This window comes from Novosphingobium mangrovisedimenti, assembly GCF_025153475.1.
GTDB classification, from domain to species: Bacteria; Pseudomonadota; Alphaproteobacteria; order Sphingomonadales; family Sphingomonadaceae; genus Novosphingobium; species Novosphingobium mangrovi_A.
Window position 1 is genome coordinate 73421 of the sequence record NZ_JANZXA010000004.1, and the last position, 19410, is coordinate 92830.

The following is a 19410-nucleotide window of genomic DNA, read 5'->3' on the forward strand; positions in this document are numbered from 1 at the left end:
TTTGCTGAATGTGCTTTTTGTAACTGCGGAAGGGAGCAAGGTGACGGCACAGGCCGAGCCGGGCGCTCGTCTGCTTGAAGTTGCCCAGGGTGCGGGCATGCCGCTCGAGGGGACGTGCGAGGGCCAGATGGCCTGCTCGACGTGCCACGTCATCGTTGCGCCCGACTGGTTCGACAAGTTGCCGCCTGCTTCCATGGAAGAAGAGGACATGCTCGATCTGGCCGCCGACGTGACGCGGACCAGCCGCCTGTCGTGCCAGATCGAACTGACCGAGGCGCTCGACGGCATCGAGGTGCAAATCCCGGGCGTGTCGCGCGACATGCAGATCGGCTGACTTACGGGAAAGACAACGGCGGAAAACCCCGCTCCCGGGGTTCCCGCCGCGGCAATCCCGTTGCTAGGGCTGTCCGGCCATGGTGAGCACGACCGACGACGAATCCGACCCCTTTGACGCCATCGTAGACGCGCCTTTCGACGCTGCGCTGTCCGAGCGCTACCTCGTCTATGCCTTGTCCACGATTACAGCGCGTTCGCTGCCGGACTTGAGAGATGGTCTCAAGCCGGTGCACCGCCGTCTGCTCTGGGCGATGCGACAGCTCAAGCTCGATCCGGCGAGCGCCTACAAGAAGTCCGCCCGCGTCGTCGGCGACGTGATCGGTAAGTACCACCCGCATGGCGATGCCTCGGTCTATGACGCGATGGTGCGCCTCGCGCAGGACTTCTCGCTGCGCTATCCGCTAGTGCAGGGGCAGGGCAACTTCGGCAATATCGATGGCGATAACGCCGCCGCCTACCGCTACACCGAAGCGCGCCTGACCAAGACCGCGATCCAGCTCATGGCCGGGCTGGATGAAGGCACGGTCGATTTCATCCCCACCTACAACGGGGAAGAGCAGGAACCGGAAATCTTCCCCGGCCTGTTCCCGAACCTGCTCGCCAATGGTGCCACCGGCATTGCCGTGGGCATGGCGACCTCGATTCCCAGCCACAACGTCGCCGAGATCATCGACGCCACGCTGCTGCTGATCGACAATCCCCATGCCGAGCACGCCCAGCTCATGGAAGTGTTCCACGGCCCCGATTTTGCGACGGGCGGCCTCGTGGTGGACAGCCCCGAAGTGATTTCCCATGCCTACGAGACCGGCAAGGGCGCCTTCCGCATGCGGGCCCGCTTCTCCACGGGGCGCGACGAAGCGGGGAACTGGGAAGAGACCGGAATAGAAAAACTGGGCGGCGGCCAGTGGCAGCTCGTCGTTTCCGAAATTCCCTACATGCTCGCCAAGGGCAAGCTGATCGAGCAGATCGCCCAGCTCATTGGCGACAAGAAGCTGCCGATCCTGGAAGACGTGCGCGACGAGAGCGACGAGCACATCCGTCTCGTGCTTGTTCCCAAGAGCCGCAATGTCGATCCGGAGCTGCTGAAGGAAAGCCTCTATCGGCTGACCGACCTAGAAAGCCGGTTCAGTCTCAATCTCAACGTGCTGGATTCGCACCGGACTCCGGGCGTGATGGGGCTCAAGCTGCTGCTGCAGGAATGGGTCTACAGCCAGATCGACATCCTGCTGCGCCGCACGCGCCACCGGCTCGACAAGATCGCCTCGCGGCTGGAACTGGTCGAAGGCTATATCATCGCCTACCTCAACCTCGACCGGCTGATCGAGATCATCCGCACCGAGGACGAGCCCAAGCCGGTGATGATGGCCGAATTCAACCTCACCGACCGTCAGGCCGAAGCGATCCTCAACATGCGGCTGCGCTCGCTGCGCAAGCTTGAGGAAATGGAACTTCGCCAGGAGCGCGAGGACCTGCTGAAGGAACAGGACGAGCTGCAGAAGCTGCTCGACAGCCCGGCCCGCCAGCGCACCCGTCTCAAGCGCGACCTGACCACGCTGCGCAAGGACTACGCCGAGACCACCGAGCTTGGCCGCCGCCGCACAACGATTGCGCAGGCACAGCCGACCGTCGAATTCTCGATGGACGCGATGATCGAGAAGGAGCCGGTGACGGTGATCCTCTCGCAGCGCGGCTGGATACGCGCGGCCAAGGGGCACGTGCCGCTCGATGGCGATTTCAAGTTCAAGGAAGGCGATGGCCCGGCCTTCGCCTTCCATGCGCAGACGACCGACAAGATCCTGATCGCGCTCGACAATGGCCGCTTCTACACGCTGGGAGCGGACAAGCTGCCCGGCGCGCGGGGCTTCGGCGAGCCGATCCGCACCATGGTCGACATCGATTCCGATGCGCATATCGTTGCTGCCATGCCGCACAAGCCCAAGACGCAGTTGCTGCTGGCCTCCAACGTCGGGCGCGGCTTTGCCGTGGAGACCGACGAGATCCTGGCCGAGACGCGCAAGGGCAAGGCGGTGATGTCCACCAAGCCCGGCGTGCGCCTGATGGTCGTGCGCGAGATCCCGCCCGAGCACGACCACGTCGCCGTCGTGGGCGAGAACCGCAAGCTGGTGATCTTCAGTCTTGAGGAACTGCCTGTGCTCGCCAAGGGGCAGGGCGTCACCCTGCAGCGCTATCGCGACGGCGGCATGTCCGACGTCACGACGCTCAAGCTGGAGGACGGCCTCTCATGGACCATGGGCGGCGACACGGGCCGCACGCGGACAGAGAAGGAAATGGTCATGTGGAAGGTCGCGCGCGGCGCGGCCGGCCGCCTGCCGCCGAACGGCTTCCCGCGGGACAACAAGTTCTGAGGTCCCGAGAATCCGTATCATCCGCTCGTCCTGAGCTTGTCGAAGGACGTTGGCGCAGCCTGGGATCAGCACCCTTCGACAAGCTCAGAGTGAGCGGAGGTGGTCTAAACCTCTTCCATCGGCTGCGGGTGGTGCGGCACGAGGATCAGTGTCCTGCCTTCCACCCGCCAGCTCGCGAGGCGCGAGAGCAGGTTCATGCCGATGACATTGGTCTCGCCCAGTCCCGGCGCCACCACCGCATCGAGCCCGCGCGCGACGATATTGCCCATGCGCAGCTCGTCGATGATTGCAAGGCGGGCCTGAATGGCGCCGTTGGCGGTGCGCATCGTCACCGATCGGTTGAGCCGATGGGCCTGAACCGCGGCGCTATTGGCGGTATCGGGCGAAATGGCGGTCAGCGTCGCGCCCGTATCAATGAGAAAGTCTCGCTCGACACCGTTGACTGCCGCGCGGATCCAGAAGTGCCCGTCGGGCTGCATCGGCACGCGCGTTTCGTTGCCGGCGACGCTCTGGCGCGGCAGGCCGAGCTGCGGCAGGGCGAAGTCGGTGCCCGTGGTGAAGCGCGTCACTTGCGCGATTGTCAGCAGCAGTGCCGCGATCAGGCCGAGATTGCCCAGCCCGCGTAGAAATCCGCCAAGATAGGGCGCACTGCGCCGCATCATGCCGCCCAGCACGCTCACGAAGATCGCCGCCATGGCCAGCACCAGAAGCGGGTGATCGGCGAGGTAGGACGTGATTTCGGAAAGGTCCATGCGCGGCTCATAGCATGGGGTAGCTTGACGGTGGCTGACTGACGATCAGGAAGACGCCTGCAGTGTCTACGTCTGGTGCGGGGCCGGCTGGAGGATCAGCTTGTCGCCCTCGACCCGCCAACTGGCAAGGCGGGAGAGCAGGTTCATGCCGATCACGTTCAGATCGCTTTCGGTGTCGGGTGCGATGGCGATGGTCAGGCCGTTTGCTTCGATCCCGCCGAAATGCAGCGAGTTGGCAGTGGCCTTGCGGGCGACGATGGGGCCGTTCGCGGTGTCGAGTACCATCCCTTCGTCGTCCTGATCGGGCACAAGGCCGGCACGCGCGGCCACCTTCTGCGATACACCGGTGTAGGTCGCGCCGGTATCAACGAGGAATTCTACTGAAACTCCGTTCAACTCGCCGACCACCCAGAAATGTCCGTCGACGCGTTTCGAGATCACCGTCTCGTCGCCCTCGACCGAGGCCGGGCGCGTCCGGTCCAGCCACAAGGCGGCTTCGGAGCGGGTGTTGTGCCCGGCGATCTGGGCCACGGTCAGCAACAGGGCCGCGGCAAGGCCGAGATAGGCCGTGTTGCGCAGGCCATGACCGAGCTGGGGGCGCGTGGCGGAGACCATGCCGGCGGCTATCGCCAGCAGGATCGCGGCGATGGTCAGCGCCAGCAGCGGCTGTTCGAACAGGAAGCTGCCCAGTTCGCCAAGGTTCACGCCGAGCGGCTTTCCAGTTCCGCGTCGAGCAGCGCTTCCACGCGGGCCTCATCGGGAAAGCCCTCGGCGATCCAGCGGTCTTCCACGCGGTGCAGGATGCGCGCCACTTCGGGGCCCGCGCCGACGCCGCGCGCGACGATGCGGCCGCCCTTGAGCGGAAAGACCGGAATGTCCCACCCCTCTAGCGGCGCGATGTCGGCGCCGGCGATCAACATGCGGTCGAGCGCGCTGTCGATGCCGAGGCGATAGGCGAGGGCGTGGGGATCACCCGGCTCTCCATCGCGGGCCGCTGCCGCTGCCAGCCGCTTCTTCTGTGCGCCGGAAAGGCGGAAGCGCGAGGCGACCTGTTCGGCGAGCGGCACTTGCGCGGGCAGCAGCGCGGCGAGGCGGCGCAGGGCATCCGGGCACGCGCCTTGCGCCTGTTCGCAGGCGACGAGGTCGGCCAGCGCCTGCGGATCGGCCTCGGGCAGGATCACTTCGAGCACGCCGAGTTCAGCCATGCGCCGCACGGTCGGGGCCGGATCGGGCAGGCCGAGCAGGTTCATCGTCTCCATGCCGACCCGCTCGCGCGAAAGCCCCTTGAGCGTGGCGGCTAGATCGGAGCAGGCACTTTCCGCTTCCGTATCAGCGGGTTGCGATCCGAACCTGGCCTGAAAACGGAAGTAGCGCAGGATGCGCAGGTGATCCTCGCGGATGCGCTGGCGGGCATCGCCGATGAAGCGCACGTGCCGTCCCGCAAGGTCGGCCTTGCCGCCGAAATAGTCGAAGATCTGGCCGCTTTTGGGATCGGCATAGAGCGCGTTGATAGTGAAATCGCGCCGGGCGGCATCCTCCTGCCAGTCGTTGGCGAAGGCGATCGTGGCGCGGCGTCCGTCGGTGCTGACGTCATGGCGCAAGGTGGTGATCTCTACCGGACCGCCCGGCAGAACGGCCGTAACGGTGCCGTGATCGATCCCGGTCGGCACGTTGCGGATGCCCGCTTCCTTGAGGCGCGCGATCACCTCATCGGGCAGCAGGACCGTCGCCATGTCGATGTCCTTCACAGGCAGGCCCAGCCGCGTGTCGCGCACCGCGCCGCCGACGAAGCGCGCGTTGCCTTCGCCGAGCGCGGCGACCAGTTCGGCGATGTCCTCCCGGTGCATCCAGGGTGCGTCGAGCCGTTCAGTCATGCCAGTTCAGCCTGCCGGAAAGGTTGTGAAGGATCGCCCCGGTCACGCCCCAGATCACGTGATCCTGCCGGCTGTCGGTCCAGGTGATCTCGACGAAGCTGTGCCTGCGGCCCTCCCAGTCGATCGTGCGCGTGACCTGGTTGGCCGGATCGAGCACGAAATCGACCGGAGCCTCGAACCACTGGGCGACTTCGGCGGGGTTGGGGCGGATTTCCAGATCGGGCGGGACCACGCCGACGACCGGGGTGATCTCGTAGCCGCTGCCCGTGCGATAGCGGTCGCTGGTGCCGACCACACGGACTTGCCCGGGATCGACGCCGAGTTCCTCGTTGGCCTCGCGCAAGGCGGCCTCGACAGGGGTCTCGCCCGGATCGATGCGGCCGCCGGGAAAGGCAATCTGGCCCGGGTGGGCGCGCATGGTGGAGGGGCGGTGCAGCAACAGCATGCCCGGCCTTTCGCGTTCGGTGATGGCGATCAGCACGGCGGCGGGGGTGAAGCTCTCGATCTCGTGGATGCGCGGGTCGATCCACAAGGCGGGCGGGGCCTTGGCATGGCCGGCCTCGAACCGGCGGGTGACGTCGTCGAACAGCGTGGTCATGCCGGCCGCAGCGAAAAGCAGGTGCCGCGGCTCGTTACCGACAAGTCGCCGCCGGCCAGTGCGATCTCGGCAAGCTGGCCGTAGGTGCTGCGGTTGAGCCGGGCCTCGGTGCCGCCGCGCACGCCGAGGTACAGCGCGGGCGTATCGGGATCGCCCTCGGCGCGGATCGGGTGCTCTGCATCGGCGATGACGAGATCGTCGGTGTTGAGGCGAAAGGCGAGGGCGCCGTCTTCTTGCTTGACGTCGATGGCGATGAAGGCGGCATCGTCGACGTCGATCGACAGCTTCTGCGAGGGCGTGACCAGCCAGTGCTGTCCGTCCTCATCGCGCATCAGCAGCGAGGCGAAGGCGCGCACCATCGCCGCGCGCTTGATCTCACCGCCCTGATGGAACCAGCGGCCATCGGCGGCAATGCGCATCTCGCTGTCGCCGACAGCCTCTGGCGACCATTGCGACACCGGCGGCAGCTTGCGCGCCGCGACCAGCTCGGCCACTTCGCCAAGCGAGAGGGCGGCAAGTTCCGGGGGCGGTTCGTAAGGCATGGTTTCGCGATGCCAGATAGGCACGCCCACGCCAAGGTCCGCTGTGGCGGTTTATCCCCGCCAGGGGCCGAGCATGCCCTTTTCGGGAAGGACCGCCGGGTTCTCGCAGCGCACCAGCAGGCGGGCCGGATCGAACGGGCCGGGCAGGTCCCAGCCTGCGGTATGCTCGTTGGTGAAGCCCCAGAAGCGGCCGTAGTAATCGGCATCGCCGATCATCACCTGCGGCAGCGGCGCGCGCGAGTCGACGCCCGAAAGGCTTGCCGACATCAGCGCCTGGCCGAAGCCTTCTCCCTGCCGGTCGGGCACGACCGCGACGGGGCCGACCATGATCAGCGGATGGGCGCGGCCGTCCGGATCGGTCAGCGCCACCGGCCAGCACTGGATCGTGCCCACCAGCATTTCCGCCGCATCGAGCGCCGCGAAGCTGAGCGCGGGCAGGTAGTCCACGCCCTCGCGCACCTTGTAGGCCGTGCGTGTCCGTCGCTCGGGTTCGAACGCGCGGTCGAGTAGCTGCTCGACGAGAGCGGGATCGACATTGTCGAGCGGGATGATCGTGGCGGTATCGGGCGATGTCTGTGACATGGCGCGCGCGGATAGGATCGGCGCGCGCTTTTGTCGATTCAATTCGCAGTTTCGCCTGCAGGAACCAGCCTGAGCAGGTGCCCGCTATCGGGCGCCGGGCCGTCTTCGAGCAGCCAGATCGCGCCGTCCGGCCCCTGCTCGATCTCGCGAATGCGGTTGCCCAGCGGATAGCGCGCTTCCTCAACGCCCTTCTCGCCATCGATGCTGACGCGCACGAGGCCGGGAACGGCGAAAGAGGCGATCAGCGCCTGTCCCTTCCATGCCGGGAACAGGTCGCCGGTGTAGAAGATGAAATCGCCCGGCGCGATCACCGGGTTCCACGAGATGGCAGGAGCAGCAAGGTCGGGCCGGGTCGAATGGCGCGGGATCGGGGTGCCGTTGTAGTGATCGCCGTCCGACACCAGAGGCCAGCCATAGTTGAGCCCCGGCTTCACGAGGTTGAGCTCGTCGCCGCCCGCCGGGCCGTGCTCCAGATCCCACAGCCGCCCTTGCGGATCGAAGGCCAGGCCCAGCACGTTGCGGTGCCCGTAGGACCAGATCTGGTTCGTCGGGGCGGGCTTGTCGGCAAAGGGATTGCCGGGTGCGGGCGTGCCGTCGGGCAGGAGGCGTACGATCGTGCCGAGATTGTTGGACAGGTCCTGCGCGGGCTGCTGCTTCTGCCGCTCGCCCGAACTCACGAACAGGTATTGCCCGTCGGGCGAGAAGGCGAGGCGGTGCGAATAGTGGCCGCGCCCGGTGACCTTGAGGCTCTGCCGCCAGATCACCTTGAGGTCCTCCAGCTTGCAGGCGGGCTGAGCGGTGCAGACAAGGTTGGCCTTGCCCACCGCGGCACCGCGCGTGTTCCCGGCGCCCGCTTCGGCCCAGCTCAGGTAGACCACGCGCGTGTCGAGCGTCGCGCTCGTCTGGCCGGGTGCGAAGATGAAATCGCCGAGTCCGCCTTGCCCGCCATAGTCGACATCGGGAACGCCCGAGACCATGCCCATGCGGCCATCGGGCGTGCGCAGGCGGATATAGCCCTTCTTCTCGGTGACGAAGAGCGTGCCGGTGCCCTCGTCGAAGGCCATGGCCCAGGGCTCGTCGAACCCGGCCACGCTTTCGACCGTAAAGGATGGCTCGCCCGATGCGGCCTCGGCCGCCTTTTCCCCGGTCGCGGCATGGCCGCAACTTGCGAGGAGCAGGCCGAGGGTCGATACGAGGGGGAGGAGGGATCGCACGGTCATGCCAGTTTCAACGCTCGCTGCTCAATCCGGCGCCTTGCGCGCGGATGGTTTGGTGATCGGTGTGGATGAAGCGGGCCGCGGGCCGCTCGCCGGTCCGGTTGTGGCGGGAGCGGTGCTGCTGTGCAAGCCCCGGCCGGCGGGCCTCGACGATTCCAAGAAGCTCTCCAAGCTGCGCCGCGCGCGGCTGGAGGAAACGATCAAGCGCCGCTGCACCTGGGCCGTCGGCGTGGTCGAAGTGGAAGAGATCGACCGCCTCAACATCTTCGGCGCGACGATGCTGGCGATGACGCGCGCGGTCCTGTCGCTGTGCGAACAGCTTGGTGAGGAACCGGCGCATGTGCTCGTGGACGGCAATCTCACGCCGCAGGGGCGCACGGCCGAATGGCGCTGGAATGCGCGCCCGATCGTCGGCGGCGATGCGCTGGAACCGTGCATTTCGGCCGCCTCGATCATCGCCAAGGAGCACCGCGACCGGCTGATGCGCGCTCTGGCCGAGGCGCATCCGCACTACGGGTGGGAGCGCAATGCCGGGTACGGCACCGCCGAACATCTGGAGGCCTTGCGCCGCCACGGGCCGACCCCGCATCATCGGCGCAGCTTCGCCCCGGTCGCGCAACTGGAAATGCCGCTCTAGAGACGGGCGGCAACGGGGAAGGGGAGACGGGATGGCGAAAGGGTTTACCGCGAAGGACGTGACCTCGCAGGCGGGCAAGTGCTTTCTGGTGACGGGCGCCAATACGGGCCTCGGTTTCGAAGCGGCGAAGAAGCTGGCCGAAAGCGGCGCGCGCGTGCTGCTCGCCTGCCGCAGCGAGGACAAGGCGCGCCACGCCATCGAACGTATCCGCATGGCGGTGCCGGGCGCGAACCTGGCCTTCGTCCATCTCGATCAGGCGGACATCGGCTCGGTCCACGAATGCGCGCGCAAGGTGATCGCGGAAGAGCCGCGCCTCGATGTGCTGGTGAACAATGCCGGCGTCATGTTCCCGCCGCTCCAGCGCACGGCGCAGGGGCACGAGCTGCAGTTCGGCGTCAATCACCTGGCGCCTTTCGCGCTGACCGGGCTGCTGCTGCCCAAGCTGTCCGAAACGCCCGGCGCGCGCGTGGTCATTACCTCCAGCCTTGCGCACAAGGGCGGCAGGATCGACTGGGACGATCTCGACGCGCACGAGCGCTACAGCCGCACGCAGCGCTATTCGGACAGCAAGCTGATGAACCTGCTGCACCTGTTCGAGCTGGACCGGCGGCTGAAGGCGGCGGGCTTGCCGGTCAGCGCAATGGCGTGCCACCCCGGCTTCGCCAGGACCGACCTCGACCGGCACAGCGGCGTGTTCCGCATTTTCTTCCCGCTGGCCGGCGTGATCTTCAACAACGCCGCACAGGGCGCTTGGGCGACCTTGCAGGCCGCGACGGCCGAAGATGCCGTTCCCGGAGAGTTCTATGGCCCGCAACGCATGGGCGGCTCCTCGGGCCCGACGGCCATCGCCAAGCGAACCGCGGCCGCCCGCGATGCGGAGGCGGCTGCGCGGCTATGGACGCTCTCGGAGGAAGCAACCGGCGTGCGGTATCCGCTGTAGGGGCCGGCGTTTCCTTCTTGTCCTCCCCGGCACGGGGAGGGGGACCATGCGTAGCATGGTGGAGGGGATTCGCCTCTTCACGCGAGGCCTCGTCTGAAGGAGAGTCCCCTCCACCACGCCGCTACGCGTCGCGGTCCCCCTCCCCGTTCCGGGGAGGACAGGGAGGACGGCCTACCTGCCGAAGGCCTGATCGCGCATCGTCGAGATGAACGACTTGCCGAAAGCCTCGGTTTCGTCGGGCGTCGGATGGTGCGAGGAGTCGTGCGGGATCGCTGCCAGCCATTCCTTCTCGGTGTTGACCCTGGGGTAGGGCACGTCTGGAACCTCCACGCCGAGGAAGTCGCACAAGGGTCCCCATCCGGCGCCGACCGGGAGGACCAGCAGCCGCTCTGCCGGCAGTGTCGCGATGATCTCGGCGTTCCGGTCGGCGAAGAACTGGGTCATGAAGGCGCGGTCGTGGATGCGGTCTCCGAAATCGCGGGTCACGGTGCCGCGGATGAAGGTGCCGACCGGCTCGACATCGAGGCTGGCGAGGTGGCCGGGGCTGAAGATCGTCTCGCTCACGGAATCGAACCACGAATCCGGATTGCGCGTGGTCAGGATGACCTTGGCTTCGGGGAAGTGATCGGTCAGTTCGCGCCAGAAGTTGCAGGCGGGGTTGTCGGTGGTGGCCGCGTAGCCATCGAAAATCGCGTCCCAGTCCGGCTTTCCGGCCACGACGTCGAGCCACAGCGGAAGGTTGCGGCGCGCGCCCGCGAGCAGTTCCGACATGTGGTAGCAGGGGCCGAACCCGAGATGTTCGAGTGCCAGCTTGAGCGACATCGTTCCCGTGCGTCCTAGACCAGCACCGATGACCTTGAGCGTCACTGCATTCCCCCTGATGGCTGGTTCTGCAGGCAGGCTAGACCAGTCCGCCGGGGCTGGGGAGCACTATTTTTTGGCGGTGAGTCCGACCGGTCACGCCCCAAGATGTTGAGTCGCAGCTTGGCGCAGAGACTCGATATCTTGTGTCGGATTCGTTTTGTTCCGCTGTGCTTCCAGCCGAATCGCAAGGATTCCCAGCGAGTCGCGACTTGACGCGGAGTCCACAAAGACTCACCATGGGGCCAATCCACAGATTTTCAGAACACCTTCAGCGGAGCATTCATGGGTCAGGTACTCGTCAAGGAACGGATTCGCGCGCGGGCGCCGGCTCCCACGCCGAAGGAGCTGCTGCCGCTCGGCCAGATCATTCCGGGCGACTGCATCGAAGCGATGCGGAGCATCCCCGATGCCTCGGTCGACATGGTCTTTGCCGATCCGCCCTACAACCTGCAGCTCGGCGGCGATCTTTCGCGTCCCGACGGCAGCCATGTCGATGCCGTGACCGATGACTGGGACAAGTTTTCCAGCTTCGCCACTTACGACCAGTTCACCCGCGACTGGCTGCGCGAGGCGCGCCGCGTGCTGAAGCCCGAAGGCTCGATCTGGGTGATCGGATCGTACCACAACATCTTCCGCGTCGGCGCGATCATGCAGGACATGGGGTTCTGGATCCTCAACGACATCGTCTGGCGCAAGGCGAACCCGATGCCCAACTTCAAGGGCACGCGCTTCACCAATGCGCACGAGACGCTGATCTGGGCCTCGATGGGTGAGAAGTCGAAGTACACCTTCAACTACCGCGCGATGAAGACGCTCAACGACGAGTTGCAGATGCGCTCGGACTGGGTGCTGCCGATCTGCAACGGGCAGGAACGGCTCAAGAAGGGCGGCCACAAGGTCCACCCGACGCAGAAGCCCGAAGCGCTGCTCTACCGCGTGATGCTGGCGACGACCAACAAGGGTGACGTCGTGCTCGACCCGTTCTTCGGCACCGGCACCACCGGCGCGGTCGCCAAGCGCCTCGGCCGCGACTGGATCGGCTGCGAGCGTGAGGGGAATTACCGCGAAGCGGCCATGGAACGCATCGAGATGGCGCTGCCGCTCGACGAATCCGCGCTCAAGACCATGCAGTCGAAGCGCACCGCGCCCAAGGTCGCCTTCGGCACGCTGGTCGAAACCGGCTGGATTGCGCCGGGCACGAAGCTGACCGCCAAGAAGGGTCGCTTCACGGCCACCGTGCGGGCGGACGGGTCGCTGGAATCGGGCGATGCCAATGGCTCGATCCACGGCGTGGGTGCCAAGCTGCAGGGGGCGCCGTCGTGCAACGGCTGGACTTTCTGGAACCTTGAACACGAAGGCGAGGTCAAGCCGATCGACGCGATCCGCCAGCTCTATCTGCTCGCGACGGAGCCCTGATCGGGAGAAGAGGAATTTTTGAACGTGCGCGGCCGGAGGGGACTTGGCCGCGTTGATGCAGGTTCAATTGGGGGAGTGTGCAAAGACGCAGAGAAGATGTCTTTATCGGAACGCCGGGTTGCGCCGCCACGCCCTTCCTCTGATGTAGGGCGGCGCGATCGTGGGGCGGTCCGTGTATAATCTTCTCTGCGTCTTTGCGCCTTGGCGGGAACGCTCCTAAGGGGCGTTGCATCTTCCGCCCGAACGGAAAGACACCATGACCCGATCGCTCTACATCCGCCCCATCGCCCTGTCCGAAAGCCCGCAAAGCGAGGAGGGCGAAGCCGTTCGCCTTGGCGGTGCCATGGTCTGGGCGAGCCGTTTCGCGCTCATCGTGCGGGATAACGGCAAGGTCCAGTCGCGTGAGCGCCATGCGGCCGCCGATATGCCTGACGCGATGGCGGCGCTGCCCGCCGATCTCGGGGCGCAGGCCGAACGGCAGTGGGCGAATTTCGCCAGGACTCATGCACCGCTCCATCTGGAACTGAAGGGCGGCGGCGCGCGCACGATCCGGCTAGAGCAGCCGCAGGTCATGGGCATTCTCAACATGACGCCGGACAGTTTCTCGGACGGGGGCGATTTCCTCGATGATCCGCAGGTGGCAGCCGACCATGCTTCCGCCATGCTCGAGGCGGGCGCGGCGATGATCGACGTGGGCGGCGAATCCACCCGGCCCGGTGCCGGCGCGGTGTGGGAAGGCGACGAACTCAAGCGCGTGGTGCCGATGGTTGAACGGCTCGCGTCGATGGGGGCGGCGATCAGTGTCGACACCCGCAGGCCCGCCGTCATGGAAGCTACTCTTCAGGCCGGCGCCCATGTCATCAATGACGTTTCGGCCCTGCGCTACGACCCGCGCAGCCTCGAACTGGCGGCCGCTTCCGGGGCGCCGGTTGTGCTGATGCACGCGCCCGGAAAGGCGGACGACCTGCATTCGAACGGCAATTACGCCGATGTCGTGCTCGACGTGTTCGACTGGCTTGCGGCGCGGCGCGACGAGGTGATCGCGGCTGGCGTCGAGCCCGACAGGATCGTGCTCGATCCCGGCATCGGCTTCGGCAAGTCGGTGGCGGAAAACCTGGCGTTGATGAACGGGCTGCCGCTGTTCCACGCGCTTGGCCAGCCGCTGCTGGTGGGCGTCAGCCGCAAGCGCATGATCGGCGCGCTGTCCTGCGAGGCGCAACCGCACGAGCGGCTGGGCGGCTCGATCACGCTCGCGGTCAAGGCGATGGACGCCGGCGCGCACATCCTGCGCGTTCACGACGTGCCCGAGACGGTGCAGGCTGCTCGTGTCTGGCGCGGCCTGCGCGATGCGGCGCTGACCGATTTTTCGCAGCTCGCCGGATAACCCTAGAGGCTGCATTCGCGGTCGCTGACGAACACCGTGCCGCTGATGTTCCATGCGGTGTCGGAAAGCAGGAAGCCGATCTGGCCGGCGAATTCCTCTGCGCTGGCGAAGCGGCCGAGCGGCGTGCTCTCCTGTGCGAGCTTCTCCAACGCGGCTTTCGCGGCTGGCGCGTCAACCGCGAAAGGCGCGTTGGAGTGTCGGGCGCAAACGGTCGCTGCACCCTTGCGCGTCTGTGGCTGCAACCGCCATCGGCCTCCGTTCAGGAGACTTCCACCCGCAGCCGCTCGATCCGTGTGGTCTTCAGTTTCCAGCCGTCACCCCTGTTCTCGTAGGTTTCGTGGTAACGGCCCCAGCCGGTCAGTCGTTCGAAGGGGCCGCCCGGAGGAAGGAAGAAGCGGTCGGTGAAGCACCAGATACCGCGGGCGCGGCTCCCGCTTCCGACGGCGATGTCGGGATCGTTGCCCTGATGGACCGTGACGATCCTGGAGCCGACGGGATCGGCGCTGTCCAGCCAGGAGTCGCGGCCCTTCATTGCCACGTTCATTGCCGGCATGTGGTCGATCCCCGTCACCGGATCGGTGCAGCAGCCCATGTAGTCGAGCACGCAATCCTCGGCCAGGATCGAGCGCACCAGCGTGGCGTCGCCATTGTCCACGCCGCGCCAGTAGCGGGCTTTCAGCTGCTTGATGTCCTCGATCGCGGCAAGCCGCTCGCATGTGTCCATTGTCGCTCTCTCTCCCTTGAGGAGAAAAAGTCTGGGCGGCTCAGGCGGCGTTGTCGATGCCCAGTTCGCTGAGCTTGCGGTAGAGCGTCGAGCGGCCGATGCCGAGGCGCCGTGCCACTTCGGTCATGCGGCCGCGATAGAGGCCGATGGCGAGGCGGATGACGTCGGCTTCGATGTCCTCCAGCGGTCGCAGGTTGCCGTCGGGCGTATAGAGCATGACGCCGGAGCTTTCCTGCCTCGGGTTGCCCGCGATGATCGAGGGGCCCGTGCCGAGGATATTGAGAAGCTGCGGGAAATCTTCCGAAGTCAGGGCATCGCCGTCGCAGAACACGGCGGCGCGGAACAGCACCGCCTGCAGCTGGCGCACGTTGCCCGGCCAGTCGTAGGCCGCCAGTAGCGAGAGCGCGCCGTCGGTGATGCCCAGTTCGCGCAGGCCGGGCTGTTCGCCGATGCGGGCGAGGAAGAAGCGGGTGAGGGCGGGGATGTCTCCGGTCCGCTCGCGCAGGGGCGGCAGGAGGACTTTGGTGGCCGAAAGCGCCTCGTACAGTTCGGGAAGGAAGTGGCTTTCGGAGACCATGTCCTCCAGCGGCAGGTTGCTGGCCGCGATCATGCGCACGTCGACGCGGAACGAGTAGGGCGCGCCGATCGGGCGGACGTCGCCCTTGGTGATCGATTCGAGCAGGCGTTCCTGCACCGAGACCGGCAGCCGGTCGATCTCGTCGAGCGCGAGCGTCGCGCCGTCGCAATGCTGGAGCGCGCCGATCTGCCGGTCGAAGGCACCGGGGAAGGCACCCTTTTCGTGGCCGAACAGCACCGATTCGATCGAATTGGCGGGCAGGCCGCCGACATTGATGATCCGCAGCGGCAATTTCGCACGCGGGCTCGCGGCGTGCATCGCGCGGATCAGCATTTCCTTGCCGGTACCGCTTTCACCCTCGATCAGGACGGGGTTGTGTCCGCGCGCCGCCTTGGCGGCCACTGCCAGCGCCTTGCGGAAGTTGGGCGAGGCCCCGATCATCGATTCGAAATCGGGGTTCGAGGGCATCTTCTCGGTCAGCGGCGCGAGCTCGTTCTGCGGTGCTTCGCGCGTAGTGGCCGAGCGCAGCGCATGCATGAGCCGGTCGGGCGCGACCGGCTTGACGAGGTAATCGGTGGCCCCGGCGCGCATCGCCTCGACCGCGAGCAGCGGCGAGGTGCTGGTGGTGAGCATCAGGATGGGAAGCGCCGGGCGGCGCGACTTGAGTTCCGAAATCAGCGAGCAGGCGTCCTCGCCGGGTACCCACTGGTCCAGGATGATCGCCGAAAGCTGCATGCCCTGGCGGGTGCCCAGCGTGGCAATCGCGGTTTCGGTGTCGCGCACGATAATGGTCCGCCAGCCCTCGCGCGCCGCCAGCGCGGAGATCAGGCGGCTTTGCGCGGGCTCATCGTCGATGAGCATGAGGAGGCGTTGGTCCATGTCCGCCATTGTACTGCTGCTGCTCTCGGTCTCTTGGAAACGGGTCCGCAGAGATACGACAGATGGGTAAAGACGGGATTAAGGCAGAAATTCCGTGTGACTGCGCCAATGGCGAATGAATTCGGATTGGACGTACTTCGGCCTGCAAGAGCGGCTTCGCACTTGAGCGGGCAGTCCTGCCCGGCTAGAGCAGGCCATCGAGTGACACTCAAAGGGGATTAGGGTTCATGACTTCGGGCAATGACATCAAGACGGCGCAGGCGACCTACAACAGCTTCATCAAGGCCGCGACCTGGGGCACGGGTATCTGCATCGTGATCGTTGCGGTCGTTGTTGGCCTGATTTCTTCCTGATCGGGATTTCGTGATTTGATGGCGCCGCAGGGTCAACGGATCGCGGTCCTCAAGGAACGCGCTTCGGGAGAGACACGCGTTTCGGCTACGCCCGAGACAGTGAGGAAGCTGGTCGCGCTGGGCGCGTCGGTCGCGGTTGAAAGCGGCGCCGGCGTGGCCGCCAGCCTGTCCGACGAGGATTACCGCACCGCCGGGGCCGAAACGGGCACCGCGGAGGCGGTGCTGGCCGGGGCGGACATCGTCCTGGGCGTACAGGGCCCCGATCCGGCGCTGCTGGCCGGCACGAAGCCGGGCGCATGGGTCGTCGCCACGCTCGATCCTTTCGGGCAGCGCGCACGGGTGGATGCCTATGCCGCTGCCGGGCTGGAAGCGCTGGCCATGGAATTCATGCCGCGCATCACGCGCGCGCAGTCGATGGATGTCCTCTCCAGCCAGTCGAACCTTGCTGGCTACAAGGCGGTGATTGCCGCGGCCGATGTCTACGGCCGGGCCTTCCCGATGATGATGACGGCGGCCGGCACGGTCAGCGCGGCCAAGTGCTTCGTGATGGGCGTGGGCGTCGCCGGGCTGCAGGCCATTGCCACCGCGCGCCGCCTGGGAGCGCAAGTCTCGGCGACCGACGTGCGCTCCGCCACCAGGGAGCAGATCCTTTCGCTGGGCGCCAAGCCGATTTTTGTCGAGAACGTCGCGGGGATCGAAGGCGAAGGCTCGGGCGGCTATGCCACCGAGATGAGCGAGGAGTACCAGAAGGCGCAGGCCGAACTGGTTTCCAGCCACATCGCCAAGCAGGACATCGTCGTGACCACCGCGCTGATCCCGGGCCGCGCCGCGCCGCGCCTGATCACCGACGCGCAGATCGCGACGATGAAGCCCGGCAGCGTGATCTTCGACCTCGCTGCGCCGCAGGGCGGCAATGTCGAAGGCAGTGTGGCCGATCAGGTCGTCGAGAAGCACGGCGTGAAGATCATCGGCTTTTCGAACACGCCCGCGCACCTGCCGGCGGATGCCTCGGCGCTCTATGCGCGCAACCTGTTCAACTTCCTCTCGGCCTTCTGGGATAGCGAGCAGGGCAAGCCGGTGCTCGATGAAGAGATCGGCGATGCGGTGCGGCTGACCCAGGGCGGCAAGGTGGTGAACGCGAGGCTGCTGGGGTGATTTTGGGCGCCCTCAATCCTCCCCGGCACGGGGAGGGGGACCGCGCGAAGCGTGGTGGAGGGGAGTCTCGGTTTACACCGCGCCCCGTCGTGGTGCGTGCCCGTGAACTGCGCAAGGTCATGAGCAAGCCGGAGTTTGCACTGTGGCAGCAACTTCGTCAGCGTCCGGGCGGTCTCAAATTCCGCCGTCAGCATCCTATTGGTCCGTACATCGTCGATTTCTGCTGCCTGAGTGCGGGGCTTGTTGTGGAAATCGATGGCATCGCCCATGACATGGGCGATCGTCCCGCGCGTGACGAGCAACGCGTTCGGTTTATCAAGGAAAACGGGTTCAGGGTTTTGAGGGTGTCGGCAAGGCGTGTTCTGGCCGATGTCGAAGGCACTGCCGCGGCTATCGTTGCGCGGGCCGAGAGTCCCCTCCACCGTCCTGCGGACGGTCCCCCTCCCCGTACCGGGGAGGACAAGTAGTGGACTTTGTTTCGATCCTGTCGATCTTCGTGCTGGCCTGCTTCGTGGGCTATTACGTCGTCTGGTCGGTGACCCCGGCGCTGCATACGCCGCTGATGGCGGTGACAAATGCGATTTCCTCGGTGATCGTGGTGGGGGCGCTGATTGCCAGTGCAGCGGCCGGTTCGCCGAGCGCCAAGTGGCTGGGCCTCGGCGCGGTGGTGCTGGCGAGCGTCAACATCTTCGGCGGCTTCGCCGTCACCGAGCGCATGCTGGCGATGTACAAGAAGAAGGACAAGGGTGCGCCCAAGGGAGGGAGCAAGTGATGGAAGCCCACGCGGTCAATCCCTGGGTCGCCGTCGCCTACCTCGTCGCCGGCGTCTGCTTCATTCTCGCGCTGCGCGGGCTGTCCTCGCCGGCGACCAGCCGGGCGGGCAACCGCTACGGCATGTTCGGCATGGCGATTGCCGTGGCGACGACGCTGGTGACGCACGAGATCGCCAGCCTTCCCGAGATCGGAGCGGCCATTGTCCTTGGTGGCGGGATCGGTTTCGTGATTGCCCGCCGCATCCAGATGACGGCCATGCCGCAGCTCGTCGCCGCGTTCCACTCGCTGGTGGGCCTTGCCGCGGTGCTGGTGGCGGTCGCGGCGTTTCTCAATCCCGATGCGTTCGGCATCCTCGGCGATGATGGCAATATCCTGACCGTCAGCCGGGTCGAGATGGCACTGGGCGCGGCAATCGGCGCCATCACCTTCTCGGGTTCGGTGATCGCTTTCGCCAAGCTCAACGGCAACATGTCGGGCGCACCGATCCTGCTGCCTGCGCGGCATCTGATCAACCTGGGTACGCTCGTCGTGATCCTTGCCCTGACAGCCATGTTCACCGTGGCGGCCAGTGCTGGGCCGGGCGAAAATCCGCTGTTCTGGGCGGTCGTGGCGCTCAGCTTCGCGATCGGTTTCCTGCTCATCATTCCGATCGGCGGCGCGGACATGCCGGTCGTCGTCTCGATGCTCAATTCCTATTCGGGCTGGGCGGCGGCGGCGATGGGCTTCACGCTGCACAACACGGCGATGATCATCACCGGCGCGCTGGTCGGCTCGTCGGGCGCGATCCTCAGCTACATCATGTGCAAGGCGATGAACCGCAGCTTCATCTCGGTCATCGCGGGCGGTTTCGGTGCCGATGCAGGCGGCGCGGGCGAGGGCGGGGCCAAGGAACAACGCCCGTGGAAGCGCGGCTCGGCCGAGGACGCGGCGTTCCTGATGAAGGAAGCCGAGAACGTCATCATCATCCCGGGCTACGGCATGGCCGTGGCGCAGGCACAGCATGCCCTTCGCGAAATGACCGACCTGCTCAAGGAACACGGCGTCAATGTGAAGTTCGCGATCCACCCGGTCGCGGGGCGCATGCCGGGGCACATGAACGTGCTGCTCGCCGAAGCCAGCGTGCCCTACGACGAAGTCTTCGAACTGGAAGACATCAACAGTGAGTTCGCACAGGCCGATGTCGCCTTCATCATCGGCGCCAACGACGTGGTGAACCCTGCGGCCAAGACCGACAAGTCCTCCCCGATCTACGGCATGCCCGTGTTCGACGTGGACAAGGCCAAGACCATCTTCTTCATCAAACGCTCGATGGGCGGGCAGGGCTATGCCGGGGTCGACAACGACGTGTTCTACATGGACCAGACCATGATGCTCCTCGCCGACGCCAAGAAGATGGTCGAGGAAATCAACAAGTCGCTGACCGACTGAAGCCGGGCTCGC

General features: G+C 66.1%; 22 protein-coding genes. 11 read left to right on the top strand and 11 right to left on the bottom strand.

Annotated features, from left to right (window positions below):
- Window position 1: 1 nt before the first annotated feature.
- Window positions 2-334 (top strand): 2Fe-2S iron-sulfur cluster-binding protein, encoded by a 333-nt coding sequence (locus NZK81_RS07540; RefSeq protein ID WP_260045497.1) that lies wholly within the window; start codon window positions 2-4, stop codon window positions 332-334.
- 79 nt (window positions 335-413) lie between these two features.
- Window positions 414-2702, top strand: a complete 2289-nt coding sequence (gene parC, locus NZK81_RS07545) for a DNA topoisomerase IV subunit A (RefSeq protein WP_260045499.1) — start codon at window positions 414-416, stop codon at window positions 2700-2702.
- A 104-nt stretch (window positions 2703-2806) separates the two neighbouring features.
- On the opposite strand, the gene NZK81_RS07550 is transcribed toward parC, so the two are convergent.
- The 7 genes from NZK81_RS07550 to NZK81_RS07580 form a co-directional block, all read right to left on the bottom strand.
- On the bottom strand, window positions 2807-3454 hold the full coding sequence (locus NZK81_RS07550) for a retropepsin-like aspartic protease family protein (RefSeq protein WP_260045501.1): 648 nt from the start codon (window positions 3452-3454) through the stop codon (window positions 2807-2809).
- A gap of 66 nt (window positions 3455-3520) precedes the next feature.
- Window positions 3521-4159, bottom strand: coding sequence for a retropepsin-like aspartic protease family protein (locus NZK81_RS07555; RefSeq protein ID WP_260045503.1), 639 nt, complete (start codon window positions 4157-4159; stop codon window positions 3521-3523).
- Window positions 4156-5328, bottom strand: a complete 1173-nt coding sequence (locus NZK81_RS07560) for a CCA tRNA nucleotidyltransferase (protein ID WP_260045504.1) — start codon at window positions 5326-5328, stop codon at window positions 4156-4158. Before NZK81_RS07560 ends, NZK81_RS07555 begins: the two co-directional genes overlap by 4 nt.
- Window positions 5321-5926: a CoA pyrophosphatase gene (locus NZK81_RS07565; RefSeq protein WP_260045506.1), complete on the bottom strand. Its 606-nt coding sequence runs from the start codon at window positions 5924-5926 to the stop codon at window positions 5321-5323. The genes NZK81_RS07560 and NZK81_RS07565 overlap by 8 nt, the downstream gene beginning before the upstream one ends.
- Window positions 5923-6468: a DUF1285 domain-containing protein gene (locus NZK81_RS07570; RefSeq protein WP_260045711.1), complete on the bottom strand. Its 546-nt coding sequence runs from the start codon at window positions 6466-6468 to the stop codon at window positions 5923-5925. Before NZK81_RS07570 ends, NZK81_RS07565 begins: the two co-directional genes overlap by 4 nt.
- Before the next feature lie 51 nt (window positions 6469-6519).
- Window positions 6520-7050, bottom strand: a complete 531-nt coding sequence (locus NZK81_RS07575; protein ID WP_260045508.1) for a GNAT family N-acetyltransferase — start codon at window positions 7048-7050, stop codon at window positions 6520-6522.
- 38 nt (window positions 7051-7088) lie between these two features.
- Window positions 7089-8270, bottom strand: a complete 1182-nt coding sequence (locus NZK81_RS07580; protein WP_260045510.1) for a PQQ-dependent sugar dehydrogenase — start codon at window positions 8268-8270, stop codon at window positions 7089-7091.
- Here NZK81_RS07580 and NZK81_RS07585 point away from each other — a divergent pair.
- A complete protein-coding gene (locus NZK81_RS07585; RefSeq protein ID WP_260045512.1) occupies window positions 8269-8904 on the top strand; it encodes a ribonuclease HII in 636 nt (211 codons plus the stop codon). The genes NZK81_RS07580 and NZK81_RS07585 overlap by 2 nt on opposite strands.
- Window positions 8905-8935: 31 nt before the next feature.
- Window positions 8936-9844: an oxidoreductase gene (locus NZK81_RS07590; protein ID WP_260045514.1), complete on the top strand. Its 909-nt coding sequence runs from the start codon at window positions 8936-8938 to the stop codon at window positions 9842-9844.
- Between the two features lie 171 nt (window positions 9845-10015).
- On the opposite strand, the gene NZK81_RS07595 is transcribed toward NZK81_RS07590, so the two are convergent.
- Complete coding sequence (locus NZK81_RS07595) at window positions 10016-10711, bottom strand: sulfotransferase family protein (RefSeq protein ID WP_260045515.1); 696 nt, start codon at window positions 10709-10711, stop codon at window positions 10016-10018.
- Between the two features lie 279 nt (window positions 10712-10990).
- Between NZK81_RS07595 and NZK81_RS07600 the strand changes: the two genes are divergently transcribed.
- The gene (locus NZK81_RS07600) at window positions 10991-12124 is read left to right on the top strand and encodes a site-specific DNA-methyltransferase (RefSeq protein WP_311202073.1); all 1134 of its coding nucleotides are present in this window, start codon (window positions 10991-10993) and stop codon (window positions 12122-12124) included.
- A 256-nt stretch (window positions 12125-12380) separates the two neighbouring features.
- Entirely contained in the window at window positions 12381-13508 is a 1128-nt protein-coding gene (folP, locus tag NZK81_RS07605) for a dihydropteroate synthase (RefSeq protein WP_260045516.1), read from the top strand.
- A 2-nt stretch (window positions 13509-13510) separates the two neighbouring features.
- On the opposite strand, the gene NZK81_RS07610 is transcribed toward folP, so the two are convergent.
- From NZK81_RS07610 to NZK81_RS07620, 3 genes are all read right to left on the bottom strand, one after another.
- Window positions 13511-13657 carry a hypothetical protein gene (locus tag NZK81_RS07610; RefSeq protein WP_260045517.1) on the bottom strand — a complete coding sequence of 49 codons (147 nt, stop codon included), beginning with the start codon at window positions 13655-13657 and terminating at the stop codon, window positions 13511-13513.
- A gap of 110 nt (window positions 13658-13767) precedes the next feature.
- Complete coding sequence (locus NZK81_RS07615) at window positions 13768-14232, bottom strand: nuclear transport factor 2 family protein (protein ID WP_260045518.1); 465 nt, start codon at window positions 14230-14232, stop codon at window positions 13768-13770.
- A 40-nt stretch (window positions 14233-14272) separates the two neighbouring features.
- Complete coding sequence (locus NZK81_RS07620; protein ID WP_260045519.1) at window positions 14273-15697, bottom strand: sigma-54-dependent transcriptional regulator; 1425 nt, start codon at window positions 15695-15697, stop codon at window positions 14273-14275.
- Between the two features lie 218 nt (window positions 15698-15915).
- Between NZK81_RS07620 and NZK81_RS07625 the strand changes: the two genes are divergently transcribed.
- The 5 genes from NZK81_RS07625 (at window position 15916) to NZK81_RS07645 (ending at window position 19398) form a co-directional block, all read left to right on the top strand.
- Window positions 15916-16041 carry an aa3-type cytochrome c oxidase subunit IV gene (locus NZK81_RS07625; RefSeq protein WP_260045520.1) on the top strand — a complete coding sequence of 42 codons (126 nt, stop codon included), beginning with the start codon at window positions 15916-15918 and terminating at the stop codon, window positions 16039-16041.
- Between the two features lie 18 nt (window positions 16042-16059).
- A complete protein-coding gene (locus tag NZK81_RS07630; protein ID WP_260045521.1) occupies window positions 16060-17196 on the top strand; it encodes an NAD(P) transhydrogenase subunit alpha in 1137 nt (378 codons plus the stop codon).
- 92 nt (window positions 17197-17288) lie between these two features.
- Window positions 17289-17663 (top strand): endonuclease domain-containing protein, encoded by a 375-nt coding sequence (locus tag NZK81_RS07635; protein WP_311202079.1) that lies wholly within the window; start codon window positions 17289-17291, stop codon window positions 17661-17663.
- On the top strand, window positions 17663-17968 hold the full coding sequence (locus tag NZK81_RS07640; protein ID WP_260045523.1) for an NAD(P) transhydrogenase subunit alpha part 2: 306 nt from the start codon (window positions 17663-17665) through the stop codon (window positions 17966-17968). The genes NZK81_RS07635 and NZK81_RS07640 overlap by 1 nt, the downstream gene beginning before the upstream one ends.
- Complete coding sequence (locus NZK81_RS07645; protein WP_260045524.1) at window positions 17968-19398, top strand: NAD(P)(+) transhydrogenase (Re/Si-specific) subunit beta; 1431 nt, start codon at window positions 17968-17970, stop codon at window positions 19396-19398. Before NZK81_RS07640 ends, NZK81_RS07645 begins: the two co-directional genes overlap by 1 nt.
- Window positions 19399-19410 lie beyond the last annotated feature (12 nt).

Coding starts and splice junctions, on each gene's coding strand:
- parC (WP_260045499.1), top strand. CDS start 414: ATGGTGAGCACGACCGACGACGAATCCGACCCCTTTGACGCCATCGTA.
- NZK81_RS07550 (WP_260045501.1), bottom strand. CDS start 3,454: ATGGACCTTTCCGAAATCACGTCCTACCTCGCCGATCACCCGCTTCTG.
- NZK81_RS07560 (WP_260045504.1), bottom strand. CDS start 5,328: ATGACTGAACGGCTCGACGCACCCTGGATGCACCGGGAGGACATCGCC.
- NZK81_RS07565 (WP_260045506.1), bottom strand. CDS start 5,926: ATGACCACGCTGTTCGACGACGTCACCCGCCGGTTCGAGGCCGGCCAT.
- NZK81_RS07570 (WP_260045711.1), bottom strand. CDS start 6,468: ATGCCTTACGAACCGCCCCCGGAACTTGCCGCCCTCTCGCTTGGCGAA.
- NZK81_RS07575 (WP_260045508.1), bottom strand. CDS start 7,050: ATGTCACAGACATCGCCCGATACCGCCACGATCATCCCGCTCGACAAT.
- NZK81_RS07585 (WP_260045512.1), top strand. CDS start 8,269: ATGCCAGTTTCAACGCTCGCTGCTCAATCCGGCGCCTTGCGCGCGGAT.
- NZK81_RS07580 (WP_260045510.1), bottom strand. CDS start 8,270: ATGACCGTGCGATCCCTCCTCCCCCTCGTATCGACCCTCGGCCTGCTC.
- NZK81_RS07590 (WP_260045514.1), top strand. CDS start 8,936: ATGGCGAAAGGGTTTACCGCGAAGGACGTGACCTCGCAGGCGGGCAAG.
- NZK81_RS07600 (WP_311202073.1), top strand. CDS start 10,991: ATGGGTCAGGTACTCGTCAAGGAACGGATTCGCGCGCGGGCGCCGGCT.
- folP (WP_260045516.1), top strand. CDS start 12,381: ATGACCCGATCGCTCTACATCCGCCCCATCGCCCTGTCCGAAAGCCCG.
- NZK81_RS07615 (WP_260045518.1), bottom strand. CDS start 14,232: ATGGACACATGCGAGCGGCTTGCCGCGATCGAGGACATCAAGCAGCTG.
- NZK81_RS07620 (WP_260045519.1), bottom strand. CDS start 15,697: ATGGCGGACATGGACCAACGCCTCCTCATGCTCATCGACGATGAGCCC.
- NZK81_RS07625 (WP_260045520.1), top strand. CDS start 15,916: ATGACTTCGGGCAATGACATCAAGACGGCGCAGGCGACCTACAACAGC.
- NZK81_RS07630 (WP_260045521.1), top strand. CDS start 16,060: ATGGCGCCGCAGGGTCAACGGATCGCGGTCCTCAAGGAACGCGCTTCG.
- NZK81_RS07645 (WP_260045524.1), top strand. CDS start 17,968: ATGGAAGCCCACGCGGTCAATCCCTGGGTCGCCGTCGCCTACCTCGTC.